The following is a 17418-nucleotide window of genomic DNA, read 5'->3' as shown; positions in this document are numbered from 1 at the left end:
CGGACAATGTGTACTTTGGTTGAAGGCGAGCGCAAGGCGGCACCCGAAAAAGCGTCGCCGGTTTCCGCCCGGCTTTTGCACCGCACTTTCGCGCCGCGCCGATCGGTCGTATAGGACGACCCGCACGACCTGCCGAAAGGCGACAACAGCAAAGCGCCGCGCGTGAGCCAATCCCCTTCCTTTTCGCTGGGTTTCGAACCGCACTATGGCGAGGCGGTTCCGGTGACCGCCGGCGTGGCGCGCATCACCGCCAACAATCCCTCCGCCTTCACCTTTCGCGGCACCAACAGCTATCTGATCGGCGCCGAGACGCTTGCGGTCATCGATCCCGGTCCGGACGATCCGGAACATCTGCAAGCGCTTCTCCGGGCCATCGATGGCCGCCCTGTCAGCCATATCGTCATCACCCATACGCATGCCGACCATTCGCCCCTTTCACGCAAGCTGCGCGATCTGACCGGCGCGGCGATCGTCGGTGCGGCCGTCCATCACGCCGCCCGCGACCTGCATATCGGCGAGATCAATCCGCTCGATGCGGCGGCCGACCGCGAGCATGTGCCGGACCGGACACTGAAGCATGGCGAAACCGTCGAAGGCGACGGCTGGCGGCTGGAAACGATTGCGACACCGGGCCATGCGGCGAACCATCTGGCATTTGCGCTTTCGGGCACCGGCACGGTTTTTACGGGCGACCACATCATGGGCTGGGCGACGTCGATCGTCGCGCCCCCGGACGGAGCGATGAGCGACTATATGGCGTCGCTTGACGCAATGGCCCGGCGCGGGGACACGGACCGTCTCTATCTGCCCGGTCATGGCGGGGCGATCGACAACCCGGCCCCCTTCGTGCGCGGGCTCAAGACGCACCGCAAGATGCGCGAACGGGCGATCCTTGAACGTCTGCGCGCCGGCGACCGGACGATCCCGGCCATGGTGGCCAACATCTACCGGGACACCGACCCGCGCCTGCACGGCGCTGCCGGCCTGTCCGTTCTTGCCCATCTGGAAGACATGGTGGCGCGGGAGCTCGTGCGCACCGACGGACCGCCGGCCATCGGCGGAGACTTTGAGCCGGCGTGAGCGGGCCGGTCAGGGCTCGGCAATCCCGATCATCTCATAGTCGACATCGGCGAGAAAGCGACGGACGATGCCCGCACTGATGCCGAGATCGTGCCGCAGATGCGGCATGCGCGCGCGTACGTCGACGAAGGTCGTCTCGCCCTCGTCCGTCGTCCGGACCACGATCTGCACCGGCATGTTCAGCACAGGCGTCTTGTAGGCATATTCGACGAACAGTTCGTCATCGGCGCCGATCCGGCCGCGGCCGCGAACCCGCTGCCAGCCAAGGGTTTCGGCGACTTCGGTGACGACGCCGTCGGTGGCGTCGAGCGGTGCCTTGAACCTTGTTCCGAGCAGTTCGGGATAGCCATCGTGCAGGCGGCCGGCGACCACGGCCGGCGCCCCGGTGCCATGGGCACGCCGCTCGGAGGCAAAGACCGGCGGATCGATCAGGTCCGTCGAGACGTCCGATAAGGCGGGCCGCAGAGCCCATGCGAGTGCGGCAATCGCATAAAGGACGACGAACGGCATCAAGAGAAAAAGAGCCCATGACAGACGGCGGCCGCCGCGGGTTCCATGCACCCACAGGCTGCGCAGGCCAAAGGCGAACAGCAACAGCCCCAAAAGGCACAGCAAGCCGCACAGCGCCACAAGGACAAGCAGAGTGGGCGTGTCGATCAGCGTGCCGCGATGGGCCAGAATGGAAAGCCCGGCCAGGACCGGCAGGAACACCGCCAGGTTGAGAGCCCATCGCGCGGAGCGCGATGGCCTGCGGCTCGGCAATGTCGCTGTCAGCAGCATGGCTGGCTCTCAATCCGTGCGCCGATGCCCGACCGGCTTTCACGCAGCGTTACCGCCTTGTCGCGCAAAGTTAAAGGCGGGCGTGCCGTTTGCCGCACAATGGCCGCGCAGCGCGGCAAGTCTGATCCCGGCTGCGGGGCGTGCGGCAGGAGGTACCCGATGACTGCAACCCTATCGGCACGCGCCGAAACCGGCGACGCGGTCGCGCGCGCCATCTCGCTCAAGCAGATCGAGTTCGAACTAGCGATGGCATCGGCGGACATCGTGTCCGAGGGATTCGAGTCCAGCGTGCGCGCCGCCTGCGCCGCATGCGGGCTGACCTTCCTGTTCAACCTGCCGGTGTTCGACGATCCCGACGCCCAGCGCGTGGCGGCCGCCGCCTGGCAGGAGGCCGACGACGCCTCGCCCCAATTTGCCTTCGTCACGCTCGATCGTGACGGCGCGGCTGTTGCCGTCAGCGCACAATGCACCTGCCTTGACCATGGCGCCGCCGTCGCGCTGGCCTGGTACGATCTGATCGAGACGGCTCGGTGACGCCCTGAAGATCAAAGCGTTCCGCGGTTGGCGCGGATCGCCGCCTGCGCCGCCGCAAGACGCGCGACGGGGACGCGATAGGGCGAGCAAGAGACATAGTCGAGCCCGATTTCCTCGCAAAACGCGATGGATTCGGGGTCGCCGCCATGTTCGCCCGTGATCGCCATGACGATGCCGGGATGGGCAGCGCGCCCCTTGTCGACCGCCATGCGGATGATCTCGCCGACGCCTTCGCGGTCCAGATTGATGAACGGATCGCGTTCGATGATCCCTTCCTCGAGGTATCGCGTCAGGAAATGCGAGGCATCGTCGCGCGAGATGCCCAGCGTCGTCTGGGTCAGATCGTTGGTGCCGAAGGAGAAGAAATCGGCGGCGCCGGCGATCAGATCGGCGCGGATCGCCGCGCGCGGCAATTCGATGATACACCCCACAAGATGGCGGATGTCGCTGTCATGCCGGCTCTTGGCATCGGCGGCGATCGCGTCGATGCGCTCGCGCAGGTGGCGCAACTCGGCATAATAGGCGACCAGAGGGACGACGATTTCGGGGACGACCGGCGCGCCGCTCCGTTCGCCGGCGATGATAGCCGCTTCGATGATGGCGCGGGTCTGCATTTCGGCAATCTCCGGATAGCAGATCGCCAGGCGGGCGCCGCGATTGCCGAGCATCGGGTTGATCTCGTGCAACTCGTCGGCGCGGCGGCGCAAATCATCGACGGCCATGCCCATCTCTTCGGCCACCCGGCCAAGTTCTTCATCGTCGTTGGGCAGGAACTCCTGCAGCGGCGGATCGAGCAGACGGATGGAAACCGGAAGACCGGCCATCTTCTCAAACAGCGCCACGAACGTGTCGCGATGGATCGGCAGCAGACGGTCCAGAACGAGCCGGCGGCTGCGCTCGTCGGGTGCCATGATGGTCTCGCGCATCACCTGAAGGCCGTCGCCTTCGAGGAACACGTTCTCGGTCCGCACGAGCCCGATGCCCTCGGCGCCGAAGCCGCGCGCAACCTCGGCATCGTTCAGGGCGTCGGCATTGGCGCGCACGCGCATGCGGCGGATCGAATCGGCCCATTCCATGAGCGTGGCGAAATCGCCGGACAGCGGACGCTGGACCATGGGCAGTTCGCCGAGCAGCACCTCGCCGGCGGCACCGTCGAGTGTCAGAAAATCGCCTTCGCGGACGGTGATGGCGCCTGCGCGCATCGTCCGTCGCGCCGGGTCGATGCGCACCATGGATGCGGCGGTGATGCAGGGTTTGCCCATGCCGCGCGCAACCACGGCGGCGTGCGAGGTCATGCCGCCGCGCGTCGTAACGATGCCCTCGGCGGCCACCATGCCGTGAATGTCGTCGGGGCTGGTCTCGGGCCGGACGAGGATCACCGGCTTGCCGTCGGCCTTTGCCGCCTCGGCCGCCGTCGACGAAAACACGACCATGCCCGCCGCCGCGCCCGGCGAAGCCGGCAGACCGCGCGCAAAGACCTGCCGCTTGGCGTCGGGATCGACGCTGGGGTGAAGCAGCATGTCCAGAAGGGCGGGATCGACATGCAGGATCGCGTCCTCGCGGCTGATCGTCCCTTCGCCGGCCAGTTCGACGGCGATCCGGATGGCGGCATCGGCGGTGCGCTTGCCCTTGCGCGTCTGCAACAGCCACAGCGTGCCGTCATCGACGGTGAACTCGATGTCCTGCATGTCGCCGAAATGGGCTTCGAGCCGTTCGCCGAGCGCGTTGAGTCGCTCGAACGCCTCGGGCATGCGTTCGCTCATGGCGTGACCGTCATGATGACCGGTGGGCAGCAGCGGGTCGGGCGTGCGGATGCCGGCGACGACGTCTTCTCCCTGCGCATTGACCAGATATTCGCCGAACACACGCTTTTCGCCCGTCGAGGGGTGGCGCGTGAAGGCGACCCCTGTCGCCGAGTTTGTGCCCGAGTTTCCGAACACCATCGCCTGCACCGTGACGGCGGTGCCCCAGTCGTCGGGAATGGCGTGCAGCGCGCGGAACGTCACGGCGCGCGGATTTTTCCAGCTTTCGAAGACAGCGCCGATCGCGCCCCAGAGCTGGGCGTGCACATCCTGCGGGAACGGTTCGTCCATGTCGCCGATGATCGCCGCCTTGTAGGCATCGACAAGCGCGCGCAGCGCATCGGCGTCAAGTTCATTGTCGCGCCCGACACCGGCCTTGTCGCGCGCCGCGTCCAGAAGCTCCTCGAACACGCCGTCCTCGACGCCGATGACGACGGTCGCATACATCTGGATGAAGCGGCGATAGCAGTCATAGGCGAAGCGCGCGTCGCCGGTGCGCCCGGCCAGCGCCTCGACGGTATCGTCGTTGAGGCCGAGATTGAGGATCGTGTCCATCATGCCCGGCATGGAGACACGCGCGCCCGAGCGGACCGAAACGAGGAACGGGTCCGGACCGGAGCCGAACGTCTTGCCGAGCAGCGCGGCGGTTTCGGCCAGTGCGTTTTCGACCTGCGTTTTCAGGCCGTCGGGAAAGCGGCGACCTGCCGCGAGATAGTCCCGGCAGACTTCGGTGGTGATGGTGAACCCGGGCGGGACCGGAAGGCCGACGCGGCTCATTTCGGCAAGGTTGGCGCCCTTGCCGCCGAGCACATCCTCGCCGATCCCCTCCGGCGGAACGCGGCCGGGAGCAAAGCTGTAAACCAGATCGTGTGCCACGCGCGTGTCCAAGCGGCTCCCCCTTTCGGAGCGCCTTGTTACCGCATCGCACCATCGAGCGCCATGTGTCTTTTGGGTGCGCACGAAGGCCGACCCAACCGGCCGGTCAACTGGCCTCGCGCAGTTCCTCGGCGGCGGTCAGATCGACCGAGACGAGCTGGCTGACGCCCTGCTCGGCCATGGTCACGCCGAACAGACGATTCATCCGCGCCATGGTGATCGGATTGTGGGTGATCAGGACAAAGCGCGTGTCGGTCTGCGCGGCCATCTCGTCCATCAGGTCGCAGAAGCGCTCGACATTGTGGTCGTCGAGCGGCGCATCGACCTCGTCGAGCACGCAGATCGGCGCGGGATTGGTCAGGAAGACAGCGAAGATCAGCGCCATGGCGGTCAGCGCCTGCTCGCCGCCCGACAGGAGCGTCATCGTCTGCGGCTTCTTGCCCGGCGGACGGGCCATGATCTCGAGACCGGCTTCCAGCGGATCGTCGCTCTCGACCAGTTGCAGTTCTGCCGTGCCGCCGCCGAACAGATGCGTGAACAGGCGCGTGAAATGGTCCTGGACCACATCGAAGGCGGCGATCAGCCGTTCGCGGCCCTCCTTGTTGAGCGAAGAAATGGCCGACCGCAGCTCGGCAATTGCCGCAATCACGTCGTCGCGCTCGCCGGTCAGCGCCTGGTGCCGCTCGGACAGTTCGGTCTGCTCCTCCTCGGCACGCAGATTGACCGCACCCAGACGCTCGCGCTCCACCTTCAGCCGCTCAAGCCGGCGTTCGAGCGGCTCCATCTCGGGCAAGGGTTCGTCCGCGGAAAGGCCGGCGGCGGCAAACGCCTCGTGCGGGGCGCAATCGAGCGCCTCGGTGATGCGCGTTTCGGCATCCTTCCGGCGTTCGGCAGCGGCGGCCAGCCGTTCCTCGGCGCGGGCACGGCGTTCGCGCCCTTCCGAAAGCGTGGCAATAGCCTCGGCCGCCGCCTTGTCGGCGGTCGCGGCATCGCCTTCCGCCTTCGCCAAGGCGTCGCCGGCGCGGGCGCGTTGCTGTTCGGCCTGCTCGATCCGCCGCACAAGCTCGCGCCGCTTGGCCGCCTGCTCGTCGGGCGTCTCGGCGATATCGTTCAGCGCCTTCCGGGTGTCGGCGTCGCGCTGGGCCAGCGCTGCGATCTGGGTCTCGGCACTTTTTGCCCGGGCAATCCAGCTCGCACGCTCACGCTCGATCGCGGTGAGCCGCTGGTGCCGCGCCTGCCGGTCGCGTGCGACGCCGCCATGTTCGGTACGCGCCTCGGCCAACGCCGCGCGTCCCTCCGCAACGGTCGCCTGGATGCGGCCGATCTCGGCGTCGAGGCCCGAGACATCGGGCTCGGCGGCCAGGGCGCGCTCAGCTTCGCCCAGCGTTCCGACGGCTTCGTCGCGGTCCGATGCCAGATGCTGCAGGCTCTCTTCCACCACCGCGCGGCGGCGCGTCAGGTCTCCGGCGGCGCGTTCGGCGGCTGCCAGCGCCTCGCGCGCCGAACGCGCCTCGTCCTGCGCGGCGCGAACCGCATTGCGCGCCGCGCGCTCGGCATCGACGGCGGTGGCGGTGGCTGTTTCCGCGTCGGCGATCCGGCCTTTGACCGCATCATGGTGGGTCCGGGCGGCTGCGATCTCCCGTTCGAGTTCGGCCAACCTATTCTTCTGCGACAGGCGCTGTGCGGCGGCGGTGGGTGCATCGGCAGCGGCGCGATAGCCGTCCCAGCGCCACAGCGCGCCATCGCGCGTCACAAGCCGCTGGCCCGGCGCCAGGCGCGCGGCGAGCGCTTCACCCTCGGCATCCCCGGTAACGACACCGATCTGCGCCAGCCGTCGTGCCAGCGCGGGGGCGCCGCGCACATGGCTGCCAAGCGGCGTGCAGCCGGCGGGCAGCGCCGGATCGTCAGGACCGAGCTCGGCACCCGCCCAATGGGCGGGCGCACCGGGATCGAGCGGGGCATCCAGTTCATCGCCGAGCGCGGCGCCCAACGCGGTCTCGAACCCCTTGTCCACGTCCAGCGCCTCGATGACGCCCCGGAACAGGCCGGCATCGCCGGCATTGAGCAGTTTGGCGATGGTCCGCGCCTCGGCCTCGAGCGCGCCAAGCGCATCACGTGCGGAGGCCAGATCCGGCCGGAGCGCGGTCTCGGCAGCCCGCGCGGCCTGCACGATCTTTTCCGCCTCCGACGCCCGCTGCTCGGCATCTGCGACTGCCGCGTCGGCGGCTTCAACGCCCGCCTGCTTCTCCGCCGGATCGGCCAATGCCGCAATCCGGTCGGACAGCGAGGACAATTCGGTCTCGGCAGCGGCGCGATCCCGGTCGAGCCGGTCGCGGCGTTCGGCGCTTTCGCGGATGCGGCGTTCAAGTTGCACACGAAGGGCTGCCGTTTCCGCCCGCGACTCGGTGGCCCGCGCCAGCGCGCCTTCGCTTTGCTCCAGCGCCAGACGGGCCGTTTCGACCTTTTCGGCAAGCGAGGCTTCGCGCGCTTCCTCGCCGGCTTCGGCCTCGTTCAGCCTGTCACTTTCGGCATCGAGCGCGGCGAGCATGCCGGCATTTTCCTCGGTCAGCCGCGTCTCGCGCGCCATGTCGGCAGCGAGCTGATCGAGCCGCTGTTCGTATTCGCGCTTGCGCGCGGCGAGCCGCTCGGCCTCCGCGTCGAGCTGGTCGCGGGCGATCGTCAGACGCTGGAAAGCGGCGGCTGCGGCGGCCTCGGCTTCACGCAGTCCGGGCAACGCCTTTTGCGCGACCGCCTGCAGCCGCGCCGCTTCCATCTGGGCCTGTGCCCGTTCGGCGACTTCCGCCGTCGCTTCGGACAATGCCGACTGCGCCTCTGCCTCGGCGGACTTGGCCTGCACCCATTTGAGATGCAGCAGCGTCGCCTCGGCGGCGCGAATGTCGCGCGATAACGTGCGGAACCGGTTGGCCTGCCGTGCCTGCCGCTTGAGGCTGTCGATCTGCGTTTCCAGTTCGGCAACGACATCGTCGAGCCGTTCGAGATTGGTTTCGGCGGCGCGCAGGCGCAGTTCCGCCTCGTGGCGGCGTGAGTGCAGGCCGGAGATGCCGGCCGCCTCCTCCAGAAGCGCGCGGCGGGCCTGCGGCTTGGCCTGGATCAGTTCACCGATCCGGCCCTGGCCGACCATGGACGGCGAGCGCGCGCCGGTGGACTGGTCGGCGAACAGAAGCTGCACGTCGCGGGCGCGGGCGTCGCGGCCATTGATCTTGTAGGCCGAACCGGCTTCGCGCTCGATCCGTCGGGTCACCTGAAGGCTGTCATCGCCATTGAAGGCTGCCGGCGCGGTGCGGCCCGAATTGTCGAGGAACAGCGACACTTCAGCCATGTTGCGCGACGGGCGCGTGGCCGAACCCGAGAAGATGACATCGTCCATCCCCGAGGCGCGCATGTTCTTGTATGAGCTTTCGCCCATGACCCAGCGCAGCGCCTCGACAAGGTTGGACTTGCCGCAACCGTTGGGGCCGACAACGCCTGTCAGCCCGCCTTCAATGATGAATTCGGTCGGTTCGACGAAGGATTTGAAGCCGGTCAGGCGGAGCTTGTCAAAGCGCAAGGCGGGCCCTCCCGCGATGCGCGCGCCTTCGCGCCGACCGAAGCCGGCGTTCAGAGAAGCTGATCGATGATGGCCGACATCTCTTCAACCGAGAGCGCTCCGGTATATTTGCTACCGTTGATGAAGAAGGTCGGGGTCGCGTTGACGCCGAATTCTTCGGCCCCGCGCGTGCGGATCGCATTCACATCATTCAGAAGCTGCTGATCGGTCAAGCAGGCTTCGAAGGTCTCTTGTGTAAAACCGGCCAGTTTGGCGATGTTTTCCAGCGGTGCACGCGCATTTTCCGCACGCGCCCAGATGCCCTGCTGCTCAAACAGCACGTCGATCATCGGAAAGTAGCCGTCGTTGGGCGCACAGCGCGCCAGCATGAAGGCTGCCGCGGCGCGCGGGTCGAACGGAAATTCGCGCAGCACCAGACGGGCCTGACCCGTGTCGACGTATCTTTCCTTGATAACCGGCCAGGTGTCATTGTGGAAATTGGCGCAATGGCCGCAGGTCATCGACGCATATTCGACGATCGTGACCGGCGCATCGGGATCGCCCTTGGTCATCTCCGGAAGCGGGCCGGGCTCGAGCAGCTTGTCCATGTCGACCTCGCCTTGCGCGGCCGGCGCCTCCTGGGCCCAGGCAAGCGATGGCAATGCGACAAGAGCTACGGGAACTCCGGCCAGCACGCGCAGGGTCGAGCGGCGGGTCGGAAGGAACGGGTCGGCCATCGAGAGCTCTCCTTTGAACATGGTACGCAACGCTATAGCCCGACGAATCGGGTGCCAACATGGCACATCTCGCCGCGTTTTCGCAGCGCCGATAACATATGCGTTACCGATGGCACCCTGCCGCATCGTCACCGGTCGCGCTATCGTGATGTTCGTTCAAGACCGGAGACACGCGCATGCCGAACTGGCCCGCACTCGACTATCCTGCCTTTGCCGCAACCGGGCAAAGCCTGCACATGTGGACACAGATCGTCGGCAAGTTCCGCCTGGCCAACACGCCCTGGGTGAACCATTCCTGGCAGGTGCCGCTCTACGTGGATGCGCGCGGGCTGACGACGTCGCTGGTCCCGACCGCGGACGCCGGGTTCGAGGTGCGGTTCGACTTCCTCGATCATCGGCTCGATGTGCTGAGCACGTCCGGCGCACGCGAAACGGTTGAACTCGTGCCGATGTCGGTGGCCGAATTCCACGAGGCCTTCATCGCGGCGCTGGAGCGGGCCGGGGCGCCGACGCGGTTCCATGGCAGTCCGAACGAGGTGCCCGATCCGATCCCGTTCGCCGCGCAGACCGAAGCCGGCGACTACGCGCCGGAGCATGCGACCGCGTTCTGGCAGGCCATGGTCGACATAGATCGCGTCTTCACGCGGTTCCGCTCCGGTTTTCTGGGCAAGGTGTCGCCGGTGCATTTCTTCTGGGGCAGTTTCGATCTTGCCGTGACGCGGTTTTCGGGGCGCACGGCGCCGGCTCACCCGGGCGGATTCCCTGCCCTGCCGGACACGGTCACGCGCGAAGCCTATTCGCATGAAGTCTCTTCGGCCGGGTTCTGGCCCGGCGGCAACGGCATCGATGAGGCCATGTTCTTTTCTTACGCCTATCCAACCCCGGACGGCTTTTCCGATGCGTCGGTCGAACCGGATGCGGCGTACTGGCACGACCAATTGTCCGAGTTCGTTTTGGCCTATGCTGCCGTGCGCGCGGCGCCCGACCCGGATGCGGCGCTGATGGCCTTTCTCGATTCGACTTATCGCGCGGCAGCCGATCTGGCCGGCTGGGACCGGTCGGCGCTCGAATGCGCCTATGGCGAGCCGGGCGTGCCGCGCATTGCGTGAAAGTCTTATGCCGTCAGGTGGATTACGATCTGCCGGCTGTGCGGCTGGGTGCGGTGTTCGAACAAATAGAGCCCCTGCCAGGTGCCCAGGAGAAGCCGGCCCTTATCAACCGGGATAGACAGCGAGGTCGGCATCATCGCCGCCTTGATGTGGGCCGGCATGTCGTCCGGCCCTTCGGCGGTGTGCACGATATAGTTCATCGACGCGTCGTCGGATGGCGGCACGAGCCTTGCGAAGAACGCGTTCAGATCGCGCTGCACGTCCGGATCGGCGTTTTCCTGGATCAGCAATGAACACGAGGTGTGCCGCACGAAGATGGTCAGCACCGCGTCGGCTGCGGCATGGGCACGGACGAAGCGCAAGGTATCCTGGGTGAACTCGTAAAGGCCCTGACCGTTCGTGCGGATCGTCAGTGTTTCCAGCGGCATGGTTCGGCCCTCCCCTTTGCGTTCCTGTGGATGACCATCGCGCGCGCGTCGCACTGCTTGGCGGTCAGGCGCTTGTCGCGGCACTATGGCGATCTCAACCGGTGTCCGACAATGGTCAAACTGCATGAAAGCTGGCTGGCGCCGCTGCAGGCGGAGTTCGACAGCTCCTACATGGCCGATCTGCGGCAGTTTCTTGTCGCCGAAAAGGCCGCGGGCAAGCGCATCTTTCCGCCCGGCGGCGAGTGGTTTCATGCGCTCGACGCAACGCCGCTCGATCGCGTCAAGATCGTCATTCTGGGCCAGGACCCCTATCATGGGCCCGGCCAGGCGCACGGGCTTTGCTTTTCGGTACGGCCTGGCGTGCGCATCCCGCCCTCGCTGGTCAACATCTACAAGGAGATGGAGACGGATCTGGGCATTGCGCCCGCCAGCCACGGCCATCTCGAGCATTGGGCGAAACAGGGCGTGCTGCTGCTCAATGCCGTGCTGACGGTGGAAGCGCACCAGGCCGCCTCGCATCGCGGGCGCGGCTGGGAGCGGTTCACCGATGCGGTGATCCGGCTTGTGGACGCGCGCGACCAGGCGGCCGTCTTCATCCTCTGGGGCTCCTATGCGCAGAAGAAGGCGGCGTTCGTCGACCGCTCCAAGCATCTTGTGCTGAAAGCGCCGCACCCTTCGCCGCTTTCGGCCCATAACGGCTTCTTCGGCTCGAAACCGTTCTCGCAGGCCAATGCGTTCCTGGAAGCGAACGGACTGGAGCCGATCGACTGGCGGTTGCCTGAAGCCTTCTAGGGCCAGGACCCTAGGCTTGCCGGTATCCCGACAGATCGAGCTCGTAGCCGTCGATGCGTTCGGCCACCAGCACCGTGTCGAAGCCGTATCCTTCAACCGAGCGATACTGGCCATCGCCCGGTTGGCGATGCACCGTGACCTTCATGGCGTTGACATCGAAGACCCACAGTTCGGAGATCGCGAACTCGGCATAGAGCCGCGCCTTGCGGCCAAGGTCGTAGACAAGCGAGGAATCGGCCAACTCGATGGCCAGAAGGCAGGTCTCGGGCGAGAGCTTCTCCAAGCCACTCTCGGCCGGATAGACCACGAAATCGGGCTCGATGAAGGTGTCTTCGGAGAAGTAGAGCGTCGTTTCGGGAATGGTCTGCAAATGGTCCGGCAAGCCCTTGATGAGCCGCTCGTTCAGCCATTGCTTGAGATGCTCGTGGCGGATTCCCTTGGGCGACATGGGCACGATCTCCCCGCCGATCAGCTCGAACCGCTCGTCCCGGCCAAGAACACCGGCCTCGACCATGCGAACGACCTCGCTCACCGTGAACGCACGGCGCGCAAGTCCCTCGGCAGCATGGGTGACGCGGATGTTCATGCGCAGAAGATAGCGGAACGGCGGGAAACTGTCACTTCGGGCCTCGGCGCTTGCCTTGTCACACCCGCTTCACCGGCTGGCGGATGATCGTCTTGAGCTTTTCGGGGGCGACGCGGCGGGGGTCGGACAGGTAAATCTCGTGGTGATGGCCGTTCTCGGTCAGCCCGTTCTGCGGGATGAACTGCTGATGCAGCCTCGCGATGGTCGGTCCTTCGGCATCATAGGGGCCGATGTGCATGATCTGGACGCTCAATCCCTCGTCAAAGATCTCGAGCCGAAGGCTTTCGGGCGGATCGCCCAGCTTGCCGCGCGCCTTGTCGACGGCGGCGGCGAACATGGCGTCGGTAATCCAGTCCGGCTGCATGATCATCGCCGTCCATGACCATTTGTCCTTGTCGCCAGCGGTGAACGCATCCATGTCCTCGGCCCACCACAGCCCCTCGAGCGGCAGCACGCCATAGTCGCGTTCAAGCTGTTTCTTGGAGGCGAATTTCAGCGTGACTGACCGAATAGAGCCATTCGACCGCGCGTTTGTAGGCCGGCGCGGTGTTCGGGTTGCCGAACCCGTCGACCATGACAAAGCGCATCGCCGGCACTTCCACGAGCGCGAAATCCTTCGCCGAGGGCCGGTAGAGATGTTTCAGCGTCTTCTTGAAGTCGGTCTTTTCCATCGCATCATCCTCCCGGACAGGGAGACTGGCACACTGGGGCGCCGGACGCCTTGACGCCCGTCAAACCGGGACGGGCAAACAAAAAGCCCGGCGCTGGGGCCGGGCTTTGATCGCTACTGATCCAGGAAGCTGCGCAGCTTGCGTGAGCGGCTGGGGTGCTTGAGCTTTCGAAGCGCCTTGGCCTCGATCTGGCGGATGCGTTCGCGCGTGACCGAGAATTGCTGGCCGACTTCCTCCAGCGTGTGGTCGGTGTTCATGCCGATGCCGAAGCGCATGCGAAGAACGCGTTCCTCGCGCGGGGTCAGCGAGGCAAGCACGCGGGTCGTCGTCTCGCGCAGATTGGCCTGGATCGCCGCGTCGATCGGCAGCACGGCGCCCTTGTCCTCGATGAAATCGCCCAGATGCGAATCCTCCTCGTCGCCGACCGGCGTTTCGAGGCTGATCGGCTCCTTGGCGATCTTGAGGACCTTGCGCACCTTTTCGAGCGGCATGGCGAGCTTTTCGGACAATTCCTCGGGGGTCGGCTCGCGGCCGATCTCATGCAGCATCTGGCGGCTGGTGCGCACGATCTTGTTGATCGTCTCGATCATGTGCACGGGGATGCGGATGGTGCGCGCCTGGTCGGCGATCGAGCGGGTGATCGCCTGCCGGATCCACCAGGTCGCATAGGTCGAGAACTTGTAGCCGCGGCGGTACTCGAACTTGTCGACCGCCTTCATCAGGCCGATATTGCCTTCCTGGATCAGGTCGAGGAATTGCAGCCCGCGGTTGGTGTATTTCTTGGCGATCGAGATGACGAGCCGGAGGTTCGCCTCGACCATTTCCTTCTTGGCGATACGGGCCTCGCGCTCGCCCTTCTGGACCTGATTGACGATGCGGCGGAATTCGGGGATCGAAATGCCGGTCTCGGTCGCCAGTTCCTGGATCTCGGCGCGCAGTTCCTCGATCTTGCGGCGGTCCTTGCCCGCGAATTCGGACCAGGCGGGCGAGCCAAGGGACGCGACATTGGACAGCCAGTTGGGGTCGAGCTCGGTGCCCTGATACTGCTTGAGGAACTCCTCGCGGCCGACGCCATAGCTTTCGGCCAGCCGCAGCAGCTTGCCCTCGTTCTGCATCAGCCGCTTGTTGATCGCATAAAGCTGTTCGACCAGCGCGTCGATACGCTGATTGTTGAGCGACAGCAGCTTGACCTGCTCGATCAGTTCGTCCTGGAGCTGCTTGTAGCGGCGCTTCTGCGACGTGGTCAGCGTCTCGCCGTCGGCGAGCGCGTTCTCGACCTGCTGGTCCTGCAGCTTGCGCAGCTTGGCGTAGATCGAGGCGATCTTGTCGAACGAGGCCATGACGTCCTCGCGCAGTTCGGCCTCCATGGCCGCCAGCGACAGGTTGACCTCGTCCTCTTCGTCGTCCTCTTCTTCCTGGCCCTCGCCGCCGACATCGGTGATGTCGTCATGGCGGCGCGGCTGGCGCAGGGCGCGTTCCTTTTCCTCGCGCTCTTTCCGGGCCTGCTCGATCTCCTCGGGCGTGGGAACCTTCGGCGCCTGCTTGGCCTCCGGGCCCGCATAGGTCGCTTCCAGATCGATAATGTCGCGCAGGAGGATATTCTCCTCCAGCAACTCGTCGCGCCAGATGATGATCGCCTGGAAGGTGAGCGGGCTTTCGCACAGGCCGGCGATCATCGTCTCGCGGCCGGCCTCGATGCGTTTGGCGATGGCGATCTCGCCTTCGCGCGACAGAAGTTCGACGGCACCCATCTCGCGCAGATACATGCGGACCGGATCGTCGGTCCGGTCGGTGGGTTCCTTCTTCTTGGTCGTGGTCGAAACCGCCGTGCCCGATGACGTGGCCACTTCGGTCGATGTGGAGGCCTCGTCGTCGTCGTTCTGCTCGGCCTCGTCATCCTCGACGACATTGATGCCCATGTCGGACAGCATAGCCATTGTGTCCTCGATCTGCTCGGAGGTGACCTCCTGCGACGGCAGCACGGCGTTCAACTCGTCCATCGTCACATAGCCGCGCTTCTTGGCGGTTCGGATCAGCTTCTTGACGCTGTCCGCGCTGAGGTCCAGCAGCGGTCCATCGGGTCCGCCTTCGGCCGGCGCTTCAGCTTCGGTGTTTTCTTTTTCTTTTGTCGCCATTGATGTCACTGCTCCAAGATGGCGGCCCGCCGGCGCCATCGCCGTGTCAATCGCCGTCGCACTTCACCGGGGTCGCGGGGTACCCATGCGGTCTCACCAGCTAGATGATCGTGCTTAATCGTCGATTAACCGTAAACGTTCAGCCGTCCCCGAAACCCGCTGAATTCCATGTCAGACCGATGAGATAGTCATCGTCGGCGCGATTCCAATCCCGCGTGCATGCCCAATCGGCGCCAAAAGATGTGATTCCCGGGTTTTTTTCGTCCGTCAACCTGCGGGCCGGGAAAAAATCGTCGTTTCGGCGGTCAGAAACTCTTGACCGGGCGGCCGGACGACAGGCCGAACCCCTCGATCAGCGCATCGAGCCCATGCTCGCGGCGTACCTGCCCCTGGACCGAGACAAGACGGTTGTAATTGGTCTCGGTCGGGTCCTCGGCAAGCGCGGCCTCGGCGGCGCGCAGTTCGCGGGAAAGGCCGCGTGCACGGGCATGCAGGCGCAGCGCCTGATCGAAGGCATGGCGCGCGTCGTCGAAGGCGGCCTCGCCGGTAAACACCCACAGGCGGGCGCGCCTTATGGCATTGTCGACGGCTTCAATGGCGCCGGCGTGCGAGGTGCAGGCGGCGTGCGCCAGCAACGTCTCGCGGTCGCGTGCACCGGTCTCGGCATGGGCTTCGAGGATGGCGCCACGCAGGGCGGCCAGTTCAGCGCTCTCCAGTTCCAGCGCCGTGAAGGCATCAAAATGCTCGCCGATCAGGTCGGGATGGCACATCACCGCGCTCAAGAGCGCCGCTTCGCGCAGCGGCACCACGCCTTTCAGCGTTCTTGGCGCAACAATGCGCGAGCGTGACAACCGTTCTGAAACGGCGATCCGTCCACGCGGCAGCTTGCCGGACGTCCGGCCCTTGCCGCCGAACGCGCCGTCATTGCCCCTTGCAGACGGCACGCCGAAGAACGCGTTCGCGCGCTCGCGCATGTCCTGGGAGTAATGTCGGCGCACGCTTTCATCGCCTATGCGGCCGGCAGCCTCGCGCAGCGCCGATTCCAACTGCGCACGCCGTTCAGGCGTATCGAACGACTTGCCTCCGGTCTCGCGCAGCCAGAGCAGGTCGGCCGCGCTTCTGGCCTGCGCCAGAACGGCGTCGAAGGCGGCGGCGCCATCGGCCTTGATCAGATCGTCGGGGTCCTTGCCGTCGGGCAGCAGCGCAAAGCGCACCGATTTGCCGGGCTTGAGTTCCGGCAGCGCCAGATCGAGCGACCGGTATGCGGCGCGCAGGCCCGCCTGATCGCCGTCAAAGCACAGGACAGGCTCGTTGGCGACGCGCCAGATCTTGGCAAGCTGGCTCTCGGTCAGCGCCGTGCCAAGCGGCGCGACCGCGTTGGAAAAGCCGGCCTGATCGAGGGCGATCACGTCCATATAGCCCTCGACCGCAACCAGCGTGCCGCCCCTTGCGGTCGTCTGCCGGGCACGGCGGAAATTGTAGAGCACGTCGGACTTGTGAAAGAGCGGCCCCTCGGGCGAGTTGAGATATTTCGCCGGGACGTCCGCCGACATGGCGCGACCGCCAAAGGCGATCACGCGGCCCTGCGCGTCCTCGATCGGGAAGATGATGCGGTCGCGGAACCGGTCGTAGGAGACGGCGATGTCGTCGCCATGAACGACAAGACCACAAGCTTCGATCTGCTCCGTGGTGGCGCCGCCCTGCGCCAGATGTTCCTTGAGCGCGTTGCGGCTGCCCGGCGCATAGCCGAGGCGGAACTTGCCGATCGTCTGCGGTGTCAGGCCCCGGTCGCGCAAATAGGCGCGCGCTGCCGCGCCGGGCTGCAACTGAAGCTGTGTCTCGAAGAATTTGGCGGCGGCCTCGGCCACATCATAAAGCGTCGCGCGCTGGCGCTCGCGCTTTTCGGCCTCCGGATCGGGCGCCGGCAGGGCGATGCCGGCCATCGAGGCGACCCGCTCGACCGCTTCGGGAAAGCTCATCCCGTCCAGTTCGGTCAGAAAGCGGAAATGGTCGCCCGAAACGCCGCAGCCGAAGCAGTGATAGCGGCCCTTCTTGTCTTCGCAATGGAAGCTCGGCGTCTTTTCGCCATGGAACGGGCAGCACGCCCACCAGTCGCCGCGCGAGGTATTGGTCTTGCGCTTGTCCCATGTCACGCGCGTGCCGACCACCTCGGAGATCGGCAATCGGTCGCGGACTTCATCGAGAAAGGATTGCGAGAATCGCATCGTTCTGCCGGCTTTCGGTCAACGCACCAAGACGGGACCAGCGTTAGCACGCACCGCGCCATCCGTCATCGCGGATCAGGCCGTGTGGAAAGATGCGGGCGGTGTGTGGATAACCC

The 17418-nt window shown here is 65.9% G+C and carries 14 protein-coding genes; 4 read left to right on the top strand and 10 right to left on the bottom strand.

The features are described 5' to 3' along the window. Positions 1 to 162 precede the first annotated feature (162 nt). Positions 163 to 1080: an MBL fold metallo-hydrolase gene (locus tag ACOQOU_RS14475; RefSeq protein WP_306024512.1), complete on the top strand. Its 918-nt coding sequence runs from the start codon at positions 163 to 165 to the stop codon at positions 1078 to 1080. A 9-nt stretch (positions 1081 to 1089) separates the two neighbouring features. Here the strand turns inward: ACOQOU_RS14475 and ACOQOU_RS14470 are convergent, their stop codons facing one another. Beyond that, positions 1090 to 1860 carry a DUF1499 domain-containing protein gene (locus ACOQOU_RS14470; RefSeq protein ID WP_109767361.1) on the bottom strand — a complete coding sequence of 257 codons (771 nt, stop codon included), beginning with the start codon at positions 1858 to 1860 and terminating at the stop codon, positions 1090 to 1092. A gap of 159 nt (positions 1861 to 2019) precedes the next feature. On the opposite strand from ACOQOU_RS14470, the gene ACOQOU_RS14465 reads away from it, so the two are divergent. Further along, a complete protein-coding gene (locus ACOQOU_RS14465) occupies positions 2020 to 2394 on the top strand; it encodes a hypothetical protein (protein WP_120222715.1) in 375 nt (124 codons plus the stop codon). Between the two features lie 11 nt (positions 2395 to 2405). Here the strand turns inward: ACOQOU_RS14465 and ppdK are convergent, their stop codons facing one another. The 3 genes from ppdK to ACOQOU_RS14450 all read right to left on the bottom strand — a co-directional run bounded on the left by ppdK (position 2406) and on the right by ACOQOU_RS14450 (position 9356). Further along, positions 2406 to 5072, bottom strand: a complete 2667-nt coding sequence (ppdK, locus tag ACOQOU_RS14460) for a pyruvate, phosphate dikinase (protein WP_420578738.1) — start codon at positions 5070 to 5072, stop codon at positions 2406 to 2408. A 106-nt stretch (positions 5073 to 5178) separates the two neighbouring features. Then, positions 5179 to 8640, bottom strand: a complete 3462-nt coding sequence (locus tag ACOQOU_RS14455; RefSeq protein ID WP_306024511.1) for a chromosome segregation SMC family protein — start codon at positions 8638 to 8640, stop codon at positions 5179 to 5181. A gap of 50 nt (positions 8641 to 8690) precedes the next feature. Next, entirely contained in the window at positions 8691 to 9356 is a 666-nt protein-coding gene (locus ACOQOU_RS14450) for a DsbA family protein (RefSeq protein ID WP_109767364.1), read from the bottom strand. Between the two features lie 176 nt (positions 9357 to 9532). Here ACOQOU_RS14450 and ACOQOU_RS14445 point away from each other — a divergent pair, with 176 nt between their 5' ends. Further along, positions 9533 to 10465, top strand: a complete 933-nt coding sequence (locus ACOQOU_RS14445; RefSeq protein ID WP_306024510.1) for a DUF5996 family protein — start codon at positions 9533 to 9535, stop codon at positions 10463 to 10465. A 5-nt stretch (positions 10466 to 10470) separates the two neighbouring features. On the opposite strand, the gene ACOQOU_RS14440 is transcribed toward ACOQOU_RS14445, so the two are convergent. Then, positions 10471 to 10893: a secondary thiamine-phosphate synthase enzyme YjbQ gene (locus ACOQOU_RS14440; RefSeq protein WP_306024509.1), complete on the bottom strand. Its 423-nt coding sequence runs from the start codon at positions 10891 to 10893 to the stop codon at positions 10471 to 10473. A 111-nt stretch (positions 10894 to 11004) separates the two neighbouring features. Between ACOQOU_RS14440 and ung the strand changes: the two genes are divergently transcribed. Next, positions 11005 to 11685 (top strand): uracil-DNA glycosylase, encoded by a 681-nt coding sequence (ung, locus tag ACOQOU_RS14435; RefSeq protein ID WP_306024508.1) that lies wholly within the window; start codon positions 11005 to 11007, stop codon positions 11683 to 11685. Between the two features lie 10 nt (positions 11686 to 11695). Here ung and ACOQOU_RS14430 read toward each other — a convergent pair whose 3' ends face one another. The 5 genes from ACOQOU_RS14430 to dnaG form a co-directional block, all read right to left on the bottom strand. Next, entirely contained in the window at positions 11696 to 12271 is a 576-nt protein-coding gene (locus ACOQOU_RS14430; RefSeq protein ID WP_306024507.1) for a Uma2 family endonuclease, read from the bottom strand. Positions 12272 to 12329: 58 nt separating this feature from the next. Further along, positions 12330 to 12725: a GyrI-like domain-containing protein gene (locus ACOQOU_RS14425; protein ID WP_306024506.1), complete on the bottom strand. Its 396-nt coding sequence runs from the start codon at positions 12723 to 12725 to the stop codon at positions 12330 to 12332. Between the two features lie 13 nt (positions 12726 to 12738). After that, positions 12739 to 12942: a hypothetical protein gene (locus ACOQOU_RS14420; RefSeq protein ID WP_306024505.1), complete on the bottom strand. Its 204-nt coding sequence runs from the start codon at positions 12940 to 12942 to the stop codon at positions 12739 to 12741. 113 nt (positions 12943 to 13055) lie between these two features. After that, a complete protein-coding gene (rpoD, locus tag ACOQOU_RS14415; protein ID WP_109769157.1) occupies positions 13056 to 15077 on the bottom strand; it encodes an RNA polymerase sigma factor RpoD in 2022 nt (673 codons plus the stop codon). A gap of 305 nt (positions 15078 to 15382) precedes the next feature. Continuing rightward, complete coding sequence (dnaG, locus tag ACOQOU_RS14410) at positions 15383 to 17302, bottom strand: DNA primase (protein WP_306024503.1); 1920 nt, start codon at positions 17300 to 17302, stop codon at positions 15383 to 15385. Between the last annotated feature and the right edge of the window lie 116 nt (positions 17303 to 17418).

This window comes from Oceaniradius stylonematis (assembly GCF_965223445.1).
Lineage (GTDB): Bacteria > Pseudomonadota > Alphaproteobacteria > Rhizobiales > Rhizobiaceae > Roseitalea > Roseitalea stylonematis.
The sequence above is the reverse complement of the archived record's forward strand: the minus strand, read 5'-3'. Positions and strand labels throughout refer to the sequence as shown.

Bases quoted from the DNA above. Each gene is read 5' to 3' on its own strand.
- ACOQOU_RS14440 (WP_306024509.1), bottom strand. From the start codon at position 10,893: ATGCCGCTGGAAACACTGACGATCCGCACGAACGGTCAGGGCCTTTAC.
- ACOQOU_RS14445 (WP_306024510.1), top strand. From the start codon at position 9,533: ATGCCGAACTGGCCCGCACTCGACTATCCTGCCTTTGCCGCAACCGGG.
- ACOQOU_RS14420 (WP_306024505.1), bottom strand. From the start codon at position 12,942: ATGGAAAAGACCGACTTCAAGAAGACGCTGAAACATCTCTACCGGCCC.
- ung (WP_306024508.1), top strand. From the start codon at position 11,005: ATGGTCAAACTGCATGAAAGCTGGCTGGCGCCGCTGCAGGCGGAGTTC.
- ACOQOU_RS14470 (WP_109767361.1), bottom strand. From the start codon at position 1,860: ATGCTGCTGACAGCGACATTGCCGAGCCGCAGGCCATCGCGCTCCGCG.
- ACOQOU_RS14465 (WP_120222715.1), top strand. From the start codon at position 2,020: ATGACTGCAACCCTATCGGCACGCGCCGAAACCGGCGACGCGGTCGCG.
- dnaG (WP_306024503.1), bottom strand. From the start codon at position 17,302: ATGCGATTCTCGCAATCCTTTCTCGATGAAGTCCGCGACCGATTGCCG.
- ACOQOU_RS14430 (WP_306024507.1), bottom strand. From the start codon at position 12,271: ATGAACATCCGCGTCACCCATGCTGCCGAGGGACTTGCGCGCCGTGCG.
- rpoD (WP_109769157.1), bottom strand. From the start codon at position 15,077: ATGGCGACAAAAGAAAAAGAAAACACCGAAGCTGAAGCGCCGGCCGAA.
- ACOQOU_RS14450 (WP_109767364.1), bottom strand. From the start codon at position 9,356: ATGGCCGACCCGTTCCTTCCGACCCGCCGCTCGACCCTGCGCGTGCTG.